This is a genomic window from Armatimonas rosea (genome assembly GCF_014202505.1).
Lineage (GTDB): Bacteria > Armatimonadota > Armatimonadia > Armatimonadales > Armatimonadaceae > Armatimonas > Armatimonas rosea.
Genome location: NZ_JACHGW010000003.1, coordinates 121625 through 134847 on the forward strand (window position 1 = coordinate 121625; position 13223 = coordinate 134847).

General features: G+C 61.0%; 15 protein-coding genes. 6 read left to right on the forward strand and 9 right to left on the reverse strand.

The annotated features are described in order from the left end of the window. Positions 1-77 precede the first annotated feature (77 nt). From HNQ39_RS15600 to HNQ39_RS15620, 5 genes are all read right to left on the reverse strand, one after another. Entirely contained in the window at positions 78-1046 is a 969-nt protein-coding gene (locus HNQ39_RS15600) for a GNAT family N-acetyltransferase (protein ID WP_184198123.1), read from the reverse strand. Beyond that, entirely contained in the window at positions 1039-2166 is a 1128-nt protein-coding gene (locus HNQ39_RS15605; RefSeq protein WP_184198126.1) for a Gfo/Idh/MocA family protein, read from the reverse strand. The genes HNQ39_RS15600 and HNQ39_RS15605 overlap by 8 nt, the downstream gene beginning before the upstream one ends. A 16-nt stretch (positions 2167-2182) precedes the next feature. Then, on the reverse strand, positions 2183-2446 hold the full coding sequence (locus tag HNQ39_RS15610) for a zf-HC2 domain-containing protein (protein WP_184198129.1): 264 nt from the start codon (positions 2444-2446) through the stop codon (positions 2183-2185). Next, positions 2443-3033 carry a sigma-70 family RNA polymerase sigma factor gene (locus HNQ39_RS15615; RefSeq protein WP_184198133.1) on the reverse strand — a complete coding sequence of 197 codons (591 nt, stop codon included), beginning with the start codon at positions 3031-3033 and terminating at the stop codon, positions 2443-2445. The genes HNQ39_RS15610 and HNQ39_RS15615 overlap by 4 nt, the downstream gene beginning before the upstream one ends. Positions 3034-3108: 75 nt before the next feature. Then, on the reverse strand, positions 3109-3933 hold the full coding sequence (locus HNQ39_RS15620; protein ID WP_184198137.1) for a spondin domain-containing protein: 825 nt from the start codon (positions 3931-3933) through the stop codon (positions 3109-3111). 169 nt (positions 3934-4102) lie between these two features. On the opposite strand from HNQ39_RS15620, the gene HNQ39_RS15625 reads away from it, so the two are divergent. From HNQ39_RS15625 to HNQ39_RS15635, 3 genes are all read left to right on the forward strand, one after another. Continuing rightward, positions 4103-5125: a GNAT family N-acetyltransferase gene (locus HNQ39_RS15625; RefSeq protein ID WP_184198141.1), complete on the forward strand. Its 1023-nt coding sequence runs from the start codon at positions 4103-4105 to the stop codon at positions 5123-5125. Positions 5126-5139: 14 nt separating this feature from the next. Continuing rightward, the gene (locus HNQ39_RS15630; protein ID WP_184198144.1) at positions 5140-6003 is read left to right on the forward strand and encodes a carbohydrate kinase family protein; all 864 of its coding nucleotides are present in this window, start codon (positions 5140-5142) and stop codon (positions 6001-6003) included. Between the two features lie 263 nt (positions 6004-6266). Further along, positions 6267-7520 carry a DUF4382 domain-containing protein gene (locus HNQ39_RS15635; RefSeq protein WP_184198147.1) on the forward strand — a complete coding sequence of 418 codons (1254 nt, stop codon included), beginning with the start codon at positions 6267-6269 and terminating at the stop codon, positions 7518-7520. Between the two features lie 70 nt (positions 7521-7590). Here HNQ39_RS15635 and HNQ39_RS15640 read toward each other — a convergent pair whose 3' ends face one another. Together HNQ39_RS15640 and HNQ39_RS15645 are read right to left on the reverse strand one after the other, a co-directional pair. Then, positions 7591-8349 (reverse strand): PEP-CTERM sorting domain-containing protein, encoded by a 759-nt coding sequence (locus HNQ39_RS15640; protein WP_184198150.1) that lies wholly within the window; start codon positions 8347-8349, stop codon positions 7591-7593. 104 nt (positions 8350-8453) lie between these two features. Then, positions 8454-9998 carry an ABC transporter substrate-binding protein/permease gene (locus tag HNQ39_RS15645; RefSeq protein WP_184198153.1) on the reverse strand — a complete coding sequence of 515 codons (1545 nt, stop codon included), beginning with the start codon at positions 9996-9998 and terminating at the stop codon, positions 8454-8456. A gap of 71 nt (positions 9999-10069) precedes the next feature. Here HNQ39_RS15645 and HNQ39_RS15650 point away from each other — a divergent pair, with 71 nt between their 5' ends. Further along, complete coding sequence (locus tag HNQ39_RS15650; protein WP_184198156.1) at positions 10070-10297, forward strand: hypothetical protein; 228 nt, start codon at positions 10070-10072, stop codon at positions 10295-10297. Then, on the forward strand, positions 10294-10719 hold the full coding sequence (locus HNQ39_RS15655; RefSeq protein ID WP_184198159.1) for a type II toxin-antitoxin system VapC family toxin: 426 nt from the start codon (positions 10294-10296) through the stop codon (positions 10717-10719). The genes HNQ39_RS15650 and HNQ39_RS15655 overlap by 4 nt, the downstream gene beginning before the upstream one ends. Here the strand turns inward: HNQ39_RS15655 and HNQ39_RS15660 are convergent. After that, positions 10709-12232: an RtcB family protein gene (locus tag HNQ39_RS15660; RefSeq protein ID WP_184198162.1), complete on the reverse strand. Its 1524-nt coding sequence runs from the start codon at positions 12230-12232 to the stop codon at positions 10709-10711. The two genes, HNQ39_RS15655 and HNQ39_RS15660, sit on opposite strands and share 11 nt — an antisense overlap. 52 nt (positions 12233-12284) lie before the next feature. On the opposite strand from HNQ39_RS15660, the gene HNQ39_RS15665 reads away from it, so the two are divergent. Next, positions 12285-12788, forward strand: coding sequence for an AhpC/TSA family protein (locus tag HNQ39_RS15665; RefSeq protein ID WP_184198165.1), 504 nt, complete (start codon positions 12285-12287; stop codon positions 12786-12788). Here HNQ39_RS15665 and HNQ39_RS15670 read toward each other — a convergent pair. Continuing rightward, positions 12785-13144 carry a hypothetical protein gene (locus HNQ39_RS15670; RefSeq protein WP_184198168.1) on the reverse strand — a complete coding sequence of 120 codons (360 nt, stop codon included), beginning with the start codon at positions 13142-13144 and terminating at the stop codon, positions 12785-12787. The two genes, HNQ39_RS15665 and HNQ39_RS15670, sit on opposite strands and share 4 nt — an antisense overlap. Between the last annotated feature and the right edge of the window lie 79 nt (positions 13145-13223).

Below are 13223 nucleotides of genomic sequence, written 5' to 3' on the forward strand. Positions count from 1 at the left end.
GTAGCGCCCTTCGTGTCGGAGCTTGCGACGACAGCAAGACGCCCCGGTTTATCGGGGCGGTCTCAACGGGAGCGATTCTAGAGCGGCGTCTTCTTGGCCTCGGCGAACTCGAAGTAGAGCCCGAGGGTCTCGCGAGCGTCGAAGTAGGCCATCTGGCTCCCGTTGGCACCATCGCCGCGGAAGACGAGAGGGATTCCGGCGGCGGCGAGGGCATCGCGGGTAGCGGCCATGTTCTTGGTGCGAAACGCGAGGTGGTGGACGCCTTCGGGCGCGTTGTCCCAGACACTGGGGCCACTGCCGACGACCGGCTCGATCAGCTCGATCTGCACCTGGCCGAGGTTGAAGAAGGCGAGCTTTGCCTGCGCACCGGTCGGCTTTCCTAGATAAGTAAGGTCGCGCTCGTGGCCGGGGATGGTCAGGCGTGTCTCGGGGATGGGGACATTTAGCGCCTTTGCCCAGGCCTCGCGAGCGAGATCCATGTCCTTGACAACAAAAGCGACTTGTGTGACGGGCTGCTTGCCAAGTGGCGGGCTCAAGATCGCCTCCCACCGCGCGGCGTGGGTATCGTCGTCGTGCTCCGGCTCAAAGCCTAGCTTGAGGTAGGTCTGGAGTGCGGGAAGGCGAAAGTCCTGCGTCTCCAAGACCGCACTTGTGCAGCCCATTTCTCGGAACCGATGGAGCACCGCCAGGGTGACAAGCCGCCCGAGGCCCTTGCCCTGGAAGGTTTTGTGCGCCCCGACCCAGTGGAGGTAGCCCGCCTCGGGGAAGCGCTCGGGGAGCAGGCGTGCGGAGGCGGTGGCGACCAGGTTGCCAGTACTCTCCTCTACCAGTGCCAGGGTTTCCTTGACGCTCAGGTCGGCAAAGAGGGCCTCGTGGGTCTTTTTCGGTGTCCAGACCATCTCGGGGAAGGCAGCGGAGAGCAGGCACGCCAGCTCAGGAAGCTCGGCGGCGGTCAGCGAGCGCAGGGCAAAGCCCTCGGGGAGCACGAGCGCTGGGAGGTTGTCGAGGCGGGAGCGGCGCATACGCAGGTGGGAGAGGTCAGGCATGGCGAATGGGTTTCTCTTTCGGGTTGCGGAAGTTAGGGACGAGCAGGGGGATGCCGCCGTTGGTGATGGAGGTCTCGGAGAGGATATCGCAGGCGGTCCAGGCGAGGGCATCGTGGATGCCGCAGTTAGGGGGCGCCTCGCCGCGGCAGGCGCGCACAAAGTCCCGGGCGACAAAGTAGTCCCCGCCACCGTGGCCTGCGGCAAGCGCCTCCGGGGGCGGGTTGCGCCAGTCGGCAGGGAGGTGCGTGTCGTAGAGCTCGGGGAGGGGCTGCCACTTTCGGTCGGCACCGTCCTCGCTGGCGCCCAGCCAGATCTGCCCTGGCTGACCGGGAAAGCGTGCGCCTTCATAAACCCCAAGCGTTCCCTGTAAGGCGTAGTAGGCGGGAAGATGGGGGCGGTTGGAGAGCATGTCGAGACGAATCTTGATGAGCTTCCCACTGGCAAGCTGGACCAGCATCAAGCAGGTGTCGTCGTGTGGGTGCCCTGGGTCGGTGTGAACTCCGGTGCCGTGGCAGCTGATTGTCGCGATCCGCTCGCTTGGGTCGGCGGCGGCAAACCACTGCATCACCGGGCCGAGGGAGTGCGTCCCGTAGGTGCACCCGCGCCGCCCCACCTGGTAGACCGCCCGCCAGGTCGGGGAGCCCTCTGGAGTGTGGTGGTAGTGGCGGATCTCGTGGAGGTACTCGCCCTCGCCAAAGTAGGGAGTTCCAAAGAGCCCTTCGCGCACGAGCTCCTTGATCAGCACGACATCCTTGCGGTAGCAGTAGTTCTCCGCCATCGCATAGACCGCATTGCTTCTCTCCGCCGCGTCCAGGAGCTGCCAGCACTCGTCGAGCGTGGTGCAGGCGGTTACCTCGGAGAGGACATGCTTTCCGGCGGCCAGTGCCTCGCTACTCTGCGCCGCGTGGCACTGCATCGGGGTCGCGACCACGACTGCATCGACATGCTCTAGTAGCTGTGAGAACTCCGTAAAGCGCCCGACAATCCCGTGCTCGCTCGCCTTTTGCTCCAGAGTGGTTGGGTTGATGTCGCAAAACGCCGTAACCTCGACTCCGGGGAGGGCGCGAAATGCCTTTAGAAACGCCAGTCCGCGCTGTCCGGCAATTCCAATCTTCAACATGGATAGAGTTTACCCGTTATTTGTTAGGGGGGGGCTTGTGGCGCTGGATAAGCTCGCTAAACGCTGCGTTGATTTGCTCTTGGCGCTCTGGAGTGAGTGGTGTGCTAGGCGCATTGCGTAGGGCGAGCAGGCGGGTGCGTAAGGCAATCAGCGACTCTAGGGCCGCGCGGCACTGGGCGCACTGTGAGAGATGCAGCTCGACATAGCGCTTAACAACACCAGAGAGCCTCTGGTCGGCGCGTGCGGTGAGTAGCGCTTTCATGTGCCAGCAAGGGCTCATGATAATTCCTCTTTCACTGGCATCCACCTCTTTGCTATCGCACAAGGGAGGAGCGTTTGGTGTAGCATCTGCCGTGCTCGAAACAGGCGCGAGCGCACAGTGCCGAGGGGGATTCCTAAGGCAAGAGCTGCTTCACTATACTCCAGCCCCTCAATGTCTACCAATAAAATCGCTGCCCGGAGCCCGTCGGGGAGGTCGGCGAGAGCACGCTCCAGTGGCTCATCGAGTACTCCAACAAGGAGCAAGTCTTCCGAGGAGCCGGAGAGGGCAAGGGGAAGGGTATCGATATCCACACCTGCATCCCAGCGATCCTGCCGTCTCTGACTTAGAAAACGGTTTGTTAAGATACGCATGAGGTAGGCTCGCAGGTTGCCGCGATCGTCATAGCCGTCCCGAAGATATGCCTCAAAGGCACGGATGAGAGTGTCTTGGACAAGATCTTGAGCAGGATCTTCATTACCACGAGTCAGGCGTCGGGCGAGTCGGAGCAAGTTTGAGGTTTGCTCATGGCAGCACTGAGCAAAGTCCTCGGGGGGGAGGGCATGTTTTGTACGACGCTTCGTTAGGCGTGAAAAGAGTGCTCTCACTACAGTAGTAAACCCTTGAGGGGAGTGAAAAGTTCACTCCTCTCAAGAGATTTGTAATCGAGACAAAAATGTATCTTAGGATTTTTTTCTCAGGCGGGTAAGTCTACGGTGGATTCCCAATAATCCTAGTGCTGTGCTTGCCAAAAGAAGAGTGCCAGGCTCAGGAGCACTGCTTGCTGTCGATGAGAAAGAGATCCGGTAGATATTTTGCGAGCTGCTTGGTAACAGCGTGCTGTCGAAGGTATATCCGGCGGCAGTTTGCAAGCCATTGTAGATGTCCAGCTCACTCCTGTCGAAGCCGATCAGACCATTCTCGGCAACTCTGAGATCGTTGTTCCCTCCGACTAGAAATGCGGCATTTGCTGCAATCGCCACTTCGGAGTTGGCATCCCAAATCTGTCCGGCCGTTTGGGTGATACTGGTAATTGCCAGGCTCCCATCCGGGTTAAAAAGCTGAAATGCGTTAGGGCTGTCGTTTCCTAAAAATAAATCGTTGCTAGGAATCACCATGTTGGCAAACGTAAAAAAACGGGTATTGGCAGACATCGTGTCAAAAGTGAAGACTGCAGAGGCTGTTGCTCCTGGTAGTAGTGCTCCTCCAACAGAGCCACGGACTGAGTTTGGTTCTGCGGCTGCGAAAGCAGGAAACCAGGCTGAACCACTACCGCCTTCGGCGACGGAAATAATTGCTGCACTTGCTGCTTGTCCATTGTTGAACGAATCGAAAGTTCCATTGCCAAAACCAATGCGTAGAGGTGCAAAACTAATGCTATTCGTGGGAGCAAGATTTTCAATGGTTATTGTGATATCCATTATTCCAGCCTGGGCTGTAGATGGGGTCGTGAATATCACAAACAGGGCAGAAAATGCGGAGATAGTTAGTGTTTTTGTTGGGTTCATCTTGTTTTCCTTGACTTCAGACGTGTTAGTAGGGATGGAGTCGCAATCCTGATTGCGACTTGTAAGGAAAACTCTTGGGGGGCGAGGAAAAGTTCAGTCTAGGCAAAAAAAGATTTTTGAGTCGTAACCTTGATGCGCTTTAGAGTATCCTTTTCAGGAGGACTAGCGAATGAGCCAAATTACCATCCGATCCATTGATATTCGAAACATCTCCGATGACGACGCGAGGGCATCGCACGAGCTACGTGTGGCCATGGCGGCGGAGCGCACGCCCGACGATCCCGCGCCCAAGTGGGAGGAGACCGAGGCGCAGCTGAGGACCATTCCGCCCTTTGTGGATGTCTGGGTGTGGTCGGTGGAGCAAGACGGCAAGGCCCTGGGAACCGCCGATCTGGGCGTCATGCGCACCGATGAGAACCAGCACCTGGCGCAGTTCTCCATCAAGCTCCTTCCTGAAGTGCGCCAGCAGGGAATCGGCAGGCAGCTCCTGCGAGAGATTGTCGCCGTGGCGGAGGCGGAGAACCGGACGCTTCTGATGACCGACACGGCGAGCACCGTTCCTGCGGGCGCGGCGTTTCTGGAGCGTGTCGGGGCGACCGTGGGGCTAGAGTCGCACGTGAACCAGCTCAAGCTCGCCGAGATTCCTGAGGGGCTTCTTGAGACTTGGACAAGCGAGCTGGCCGATGGATTTACGCCCTGCCTGTGGGAGGGGCCGTACCCGGAGGAGAATATCCAAGAAGTGATCGAGCTCTTTGATATCTTCAACACCGTCCCGCGTGGCACGCTCCAAGTGGATGACTTCAAGCTCACCGAGGAGCAGCTACGCCACCAAGAAGAGTCGCGCGCCAAGCGGGGAGTGGAGCGCTGGAGCCTGCACCTGCGCGACAACGAGACGGGTAAGATCGCGGGGCTGACCGAGCTGTTCTGGAACCCGCACAAGCCGACATTCGCGCACCAGGGGATCACGGCGGTCTGGCCGCAGTACCGGGGCAAGCGCCTGGGCCGCTGGCTCAAAGCGGAGCTGCTGCGAAAGCTAATCGCCGAGCGCCCCCAGGTGACCATTGTCCGCACGGAGAACGCCGATAGCAACGATGCCATGCTCAAGATCAACACCGAGCTTGGCTTCAAGCCCTACCTCGCGGAGCTTGTCTGGCAGGTGCCCACGGAGACCGTGAAGGCCTATCTCGGCTAGAGGAGGGGAGGCGTATGTCCCAGGAGTCAAAACTTGCGGTGGTCGGGATCGGGGAGATTCTCTGGGACCTGCTGCCTGCGGGGCGCCAGCTCGGTGGCGCCCCGACCAACTTTGCCTACCACACCAATGCCCAGGGCTTCCCTGCGGCTGCCGTGAGCGCCGTGGGGGCGGATGCGCTCGGGCAGGACATCCAGGCGCAGGTGGCCGCAGGGGGGATGTCCACGGCGTTTCTTACCGTCCTACCTGACTATCCCACCGGCACGGTGACAGTCGCTCTGGATGAAAAAGGCGTCCCGAGCTATGAGATTCACACCGGAGTCGCCTGGGATTACTTGCCCTGGACCGACTCCCTCGCCGCGCTCGCCCCGACCCTGCGGGCGGTCTGCTTTGGGACCCTGGGCCAGCGCTCGCCTGCCTCGCGGACTACCATCCAGCGCTTTGTGGCCGCGACCGGCCCGGAGTGCCTGCGTGTCTGTGACATCAACCTGCGCCAGCAGTTCTATACCGATGAGCTTCTGCGCGAGTCGCTGGAGCTGGCGACGGTCCTGAAACTCAACCACGAGGAACTGCCGATTATCGCGGCGAGCTTGGGGCTGACCGGCTCCCCGACCGAGCTCCTCACCCAGCTCTGTGCGCGCTTCGCCCTGCGCCTCGTGGCACTGACACGGGGTAGCCAGGGAAGCCTACTGGTAACCCCCGATGCGATCTCGGAGTTCACCGGGCGCTCGGTTAAGGTGGTCGATACGATCGGGGCAGGGGATGCGTTTACCGCGGCGCTGGTCGCGGGCCTGCTCCGGGGCGAGGCGCTCGACACGATCAATGAGGCCGCCAACGAGACCGCCGCCCAGGTCTGCCAGCACGCCGGGGCGATCCCGTAGAGGCTTGTGTGATTGCCCTCGACGGTAAACCTCGGGGCTATGGGGCACTTTGTGCCGCCTCCTCGTTCCTCGTCGGTACTTTTTATAGGGCTGTAGAGCTGGTCGCCGCAGGCGCGGCCGAAGGCCCCAAAGCCGCACGATTTCCGTGCTGGGCTCACACGATTTCCGACAGAAAGAAAAAACTTGGGGCGCTCTGTATTTTTCACTAAGATGGTGTATTCTTTCTCAGTGAATCCGAACCCTCGGAATGGAGAACGATGTACATGAAACTCATGAAGATTACCGCGCTGAGCCTTGTGATGGGCGCTGTGGCGCTTGCGGGATGCGGTGGTGGGAGCGCCGGAAGCTCCGTCGTAACCGGCAGCCGCGCGACAATTCTACTGACCGATAGCCCCCGCGAGGACTACGGCCATGTCTGGGCGACGATCTATCATGTGGAGCTGACTCCCCAGGGCGGCGGGGCTCCGGTCGTGGTCTTCGATAACAGCGCGGGCGTACTGATCGACCTGCGCACCCTCCGAGATGCGAGCGGCGCACGCTACTCCTTCCTGAGTAGCGCCAGTGTCCCCGCCGGAACCTACACCGGAGTGAGCGTCACCGTGGGCTCGACCATGCAGCTGATCAAGACCGGCCAGACCACGGGGACATCGCTGACCGTCGATGCGAGTGTCGCCCGTGATGCCAATGGCAACGCGGTGATCCCGGTGACCTTCCGCTCCCCCAAGACCATTAGCAGCACCGCAACCAATGTCTGTATCGACTTCGACCTGGCACGCTTTGTGATCTCAGGGAGCAAGATCCTGCCCTCCGTGGTCGAGGGCGACGGTGCAGGGCTCAGCGACCCGGCCCGTCATGAGAAAGACGACTACCACGGGACCATCAGTGGCCTTGCGGGAACTGCACCTAACTACACCTTCACGCTGACCATGGGGAGCGGCCAGACAGTCGCGGTGACCACGACTGCCGCCACGGCTCTCTATGGTGCGGCCCTGACCGAAGGAGCCCGTGTCGAGGTCGAGGGAACCCTGGATACCACCGCCCAGACCCTGGTTGCCACCAAGCTTGAGGTGCGTGGCACGGGGAGCAGCTCCGATGACCGCAAGACGCCCCGTGCGGCAGGGACAGCATCGGCACTGAATGCGAGTGCGGGGACCTTTACCCTGACCATCAAGCGCGCCGGGGGCTTCACGGTCTCGGGGACCACGGTCAATGTGGTGACCAATGCCTCGACGGTCTTCCGTGGGGACAAGGGCGCAACCCTGGCCGCCGCGGACTTCTACACCGCGCTGGCAACCACCCCCAATGTTGGAGTCGAGGGCACCTACGATGCAACGACCAACACACTGACCGCCACAAAAGCACGTGCCTTCGATCCTACCAAGGACGGCCCGGGTAAGGTCGGGGAGGCCCATAGCTTCCGTGACGCCGCCGAGCGTGGCGGTGGCGGCGATGCCATCAACGACCACGGCTGGGGAAATGACTCCCTGCGTGGTGGTCGCGGCGGTAGCGACGACTAGCCTTCGCGTTTTACAGTTGCCTCTAACACTTCCTCCGTCGGGCCTGACAGTCTCTGTCAGGCCCTTTTTTTTACCGTCTGCGGCGCAAGCCATAAGGGAGCAAGAGACCCCCTAGCCCAAGAAGTGCCAGTGTCCCAGGCTCGGGCGATGAGGCGGTGGGGACGATGGTCTCAAACTGCACCACGAGTGCGTAGGAGTTTGTGCTTGTCGTGGTGGTGGTGCTCCCAACCACACCCGCTGTCTGGCGGTACTCCGCCCGGGAGGGAATGGCACTTCCTGACCCTTGAGCTGCATCCCAGAGGAGGGTGTCTCCGCCGCCTGCGCTGTGGCTGACAGTCAGCAAGAGATCTCCCCCCAGGTAGGTATAAGGAGTCGTGAAGTCGATCAGAGGACCAAAGGAGCTAGGGCTGGTGTCGCTTGGAAAGCTTCCTGCCGCCCAGAAGAGCGAGCCCGACCGTGCCTGGATCGTGTCTGCCCCTAAGTTATCCGCGATGGTTGCACTAAGGCTCCCCGGGGTGCGGGTTGAGGTGCCGATACGGACATCAAAGGTCGCAAAGTTGTAGCTCGCCGACGAAAGGGCGTGCCAGCCACCATCGGCGCGGAAGCGCATCCCCGTGAGCTGGGTGCCAGGAACGAGGCTCGTCAAGAGGCTACTCGCATAGACCTGCTGGTAGGTAACAGAGAATGTCGGGGTGATCAGATAGCTGCTGTTGCCCTCTGCATTGGTGAACGCGCTGGGAACGACAGCCGTGCCCGCATAGGCTGTGGGGGCTAGGAGAGTTAGTGTTGCGAGTGCGGTGGTCAGGTGTGTGATAGAGAGGGAGCGCACGAGATCGTTACCTTTCAGGGCCTCTTGAGATCTGAAACGTCTTGGTCGGATAAGGCTAGGTAATTATAGCAGTTCTTTGTACAATGGGTGTCCGTGCCAGCACCTCATTTTAGAGGGTGGGTTTCGAGGCGTCGCACAATCGCCGTGAGAGGAAGTGTCATGGCGAGGTAGATCACGGCGACCGCCAGATAGATCGTGGTCGGGGCACCTGCGGTCGTGGCGAGCTCTTTTCCGACACGCATGAGCTCCGTGAGCGCCACGACCGAGACCAGCGACGAGTCCTTCAGCAGCGCGACTGCCTCGTTGGTGAGGGGAGGCAGAACCCGCTGGAAGGTCTGGGGCAGGATGACGAAGCGCATGGCCTGGCCGCTGGTCATGCCGAGCGCCCGCGCGGCCTCGCGCTGGCCGGTATCGATGCTCTCTATTCCCGCCCGGAAGATCTCACTGGCATAGGCCGCTGCATTGAGCGAGAGCGCCATCACGCCCGCCACAAACGGATTGAGCGAGATTCCCACGGCGGGGAAGACAAAGTAGATGACGTAGATCTGCATCAGCAAGGGAGTTCCGCGCACGGCCTCGACATAGGCAATCGCCAGGGTCCGTAGCGGTGCGACTCGCCCCAGCCGCACCAGCGCGATCCCGAGGCCCAGCGGCACCCCCAGCACCAGCGTGATCAGGGTCAGCTCCAGGGTCAGTAGCGCACCCTTGAGCAGGAGCGGGAGAGACTGGAGCAGGAGCTTTGGGCGGATGGTCAGCGCCCCGCCTTGGGCAGGAGCACCTGCCTCCACCGCGACCGCTTTGGTTGCTGTGGTCAGGAGCTCTGCGGGAATCGGCGTCCCATCGCCCTTGACCGCCTCCAGCTTGGCGATACCTGCCAAGGTAAACGGCTTGTGCATCCACTTCTCATAGATGCGAGCGTAGCGGCCATCAACCACGATACGCTCCAGCGCCAGGTTCAGTGCCGCTAAGAGCGTGAGCGCGTCTTTCTTGGCGACAATTCCCAGGTTCTCCTCGACAAACGGCCCGCCGGGAGCCAGCTCCAGCTCGGGGTAGCCCTTTCGGATGATCTCTGCCAGCGCGGGCTCATCGCCCACCGCCACGTCGGACTTGCCGTTTTTGACGTCCATCAGGCCGTCTTGCAGGGTATCGAAGCGGTGCAGGCGCTCCTTGGGGACTCCTGCTTTCTCCATCGCAAACTGCCCCGTGGTCTCTTGCTGCACCGCCGCCGTGCGCCCTTCGGGAAGGATATCGCTGGGTTTGGCAAAGCTCGTGCCTTTCTTACGCGCGATCACCTGCCCCGAGAGGAAGTAGGGGCGCGTGAAGCCATTGCCTTTCTTGCGCTCCGCCGTGATGGTCACCCCCGAGATCACCAGGTCGCACTTCTGGGTCTCGACCGCCGCAAAGACCCCCGACCACTCCATCGAGACCAGCTCTACCTGCACACCCAGCTCGCGCCCCAGCTCTGCGGCAAGCTCGGCATCGAATCCCACCACTTTCCCGTTCTCCATGTACTCAAAGGGCGGGTAGGTCGCATCGGTGGCGAGCTTCAGCACACCGCGCGCCTTCACCCGCGCCAGCGAGTCATCGTTTCGGGCAAGAGTCGGAAGGGCAAGGCAGAGAGTCAAGAGAGCGAGGAGAGAGCGAAGCATGGTGCATTTTACCTGAACGCTCCCGAAGCGACCTCCGCCGGCGATATAATGCCAACCAGGAGGAAGCACCAATGCCACAGACGATCCCTGCCCCCGCAAGTTTTGAAGAGCGACTGGAAAAGTACTTGAATCGGCCTCAGGAAGAAATTGAGGCCATGCACCATGAACGCCGGAGTAAAATTATTCCTGGCCGTCCACTTCCCGAAGGCAAAACTCTCACCGATGTTTTTGTCGGCTGTATGGCAGACATTGACGATGATGACACTGAGATTTTAGCAGCTCTTGAAGAACTCTCATGAGCCTTTTGTTACTAGATACCAATATCCTAATTCATGGCGCACGCCGCAGTGATGTCTGGGCACAGATTGTTTCTCTCTGTGATCCGATGCTTGCTCTACCAATCCCTCTTGTCCATATTGTTTCGCATGGCGAGTCCCTCTCATTTGCGGAGCAACGTAGCTGGGGAGAAGAACGCCGCAAACAGCTTACCTACTTGTTGGGCTACTTCGAGATGATCACAATTGATCCTCTTGATCTCGATTCATATGCCCTATTGGATAGTTACAGTCGTCGCAAAGGTTTTCGTATGGGCAAAAACGATCTCTGGATTGCTGCTGCGGCCCATACCTCGGGCGCGACTATTGTCACTACTGACAGAGATTTTGATCATCTGGACGGTAAGTTTCTTCAGCGTCTGTGGATTGATCCCACTACCCCTTGATCGTCATCAGGGGGGTGAGCTCGGCGACGGGCTGGGCGATCTGTGCGCCGTGGAGGGTCTCGACGATGGGGCCGATTCCTTTGAAGGCGTAGGGGGCTTCCTGGCGGATCTCATCGAGCTTTTTCTCCACAATGTCGCGGCGGCTCTTGACATCCTGCCGGCGCAGGTCTGTCGGAGTGACGATACGAAAGCGCTCTAGGAACGCCTGAAACTCTGCTTCGTGGCCGTGGAGCGCATCGCCGCGGGAGAGGGCGCGGCCGGCACCGTGGCTGGCGCTACTCAGCGACTCGGGGTTGCCGCGCCCGGCAAGGAGAAAGCTGCTCGTGCCCATAGAACCGGGGACCAGAACGGGCTCGCCCGTGTAGGCAAACTCCGTACCCGCCATTGTCTCGTAGCCGCGCGCCGGACACGCGCCCTTGCGGTGGAGTACTTGGCCGCTTGCCTCGCGCCAGAGGTAGTTGTGGGGAGCGTCGTAGAGCAGCGACGATTCGCTCTCGCCGCAGACCGTAAAGAGGCCGCGTAGGGCGATCAGGGCGAGAAACATCCGGTTGGCAAAGGCGAAGCTGGCCGCGTTGTGGAAGGCGTCCCAGAAGAGCGCTGCCTCGGCACGAAAGCGCTCGCCCTCGGGGAGGAGGAAGATGCCGTTGGCGGGATGCTTGAGTGTCGCGGGGTAGAGCTGGCGCACGACATCGCGGTAGTAATTACCACAGAGGTGCCCGATCCCCACCGAGCCCGTGTGCACCATGACGGTCACCATGCCCGGCTTAATCCCCCAAGCGTGCGCGGTCGTCCCGTCCAGGATCTTCTCGACCCGCTGAACCTCCACAAAGTGGTTGCCGCCGCCGATACTGCCGATCTGGTTGTCCCGGCTGAGGGTGCCCGGCTGGCCGATAAAGTCGTCGAGGGCGAAGACACGCTCCGCCTTGGGGCTTCCCTGGTGGTCGATCCGCCCTAGCTCGTCGGCGATGGGCAGGTCGTGGAAGAGCGCCCAGGTGCCCTCATCCTGAGACTTGGGAACCGTGTTCAGCAGGCCGGTGATCCCCTCGGTGAAGAGCGCCCGGCGCTGCGTGCCGGTCATGGGGATATTACGACCCCCTTCGAAGTACAGATGCCGAAAGGTCGTGTCCAGCTCCTCGCGCTTGCTCAAAATGGTCTCCGCATCGAGCCCCGTGAGGTGCAGGCGCATGCCGCAGTTGATGTCGCTGCCGATTGCCTGGGGCACCACAAAGCCGCGGGTAGCGAGCACGGTGCCCACGGGGACGCCGCGTGCCTTGTGAAAGTCCGGCGTGAGCGCCACTTGTTCAATGCCCGGTGCCTCGTCGAAGCTCTCCGGGAGCGCGTCGGCGAAGGCCTCCACGGACTCCTGGAGTGTCAGCATCTCAAGCAGCTCGGAGACCGCATTGGCCTCGACCGGGACATCGTCGCTGGCAAAGAGAGTCGTGGCAATGCCCTGTGGGTTGTTCACTTTGAGCCGGAAGGCATCGAGGCGTGTCAGGCGCGGGTCGTGGTTCATCAGTGCTGTATCGCCTGGGAGTGTCGTTCAGGTAAACTTATAGGCAGGTTCTATGCAGGAGACACAACTGGATTCCCGTGTGCTCGGGGCGCAGGCACAGACGGGGGAGACACTGGAGGCGCTCACGGCCCGCAAGCCGACCATGATTGTCTTTACACGCCACCTCGGCTGCCCGTTCTGCCGCGAGGTGCTACGGATTCTGGCGACCCGGCGTGCGGGGATCGAGGCGACCGGTATCCAGCTTGCCTTGGTGCACATGGCGAGCGAGGCGCAGGCCGCGCCGTTCTTCGCCAGCTTCGGCTTGGGCGATCTGCCGCGCTTCGCGGACCCGAGACAGCAGCTCTACAAGGCATTTGGTCTGCAGCGGATGCGCTGGTGGGAGGTCTTCACACCGCGTTTCTGGCTCAAGGGAATCGCGATGACCACACGCAACGGCGGCGGCCTGCCGGTAGGGGATGTGTTCCAGCTCGCGGGAGCGTTTGTGGTCTTTCAAGGACGCATCGTCCAAGAGATTCGCACGGCCCGCTCTAGCGATACCCTAGAGCTGCCTCGCTAGCGACGGCACCAACCGATAGTCAACAGTATCGTTGCTACCAGAGTCAGTGGAATTGAGAGGAAACCCCAGCTCTTGCTGAACGAGGAAAGGTTGAGGAAGGTGCCAAAGAGCGCTAGACAAAGCCCGAGGCTGATGCGAAGCACGCCACTCCACTTTGGCTCCATTCCTTTACCCCACTCGGCGATTCCGAGGAGGGCGACCAACCCGATGAGAGTCAGGGCCGTGCCGCTGATCTGAAAGATTCGTGCTCGGTCACCAAAGGGATCGTCGAGGGGCAGCAGACGCGACGCGATCAGGAGGGCCGCTCCGTTGAAAATCGCAAGCATGCCGAGGCGGCGCTGGCTTCGGATGGTCATGTCGCTATTATAGCGCTGGGGGAGCGGCCCCGGTTGTGGTGGCAGAATTTAATCTTTCTCCGGGCAAACTGCGCTACAA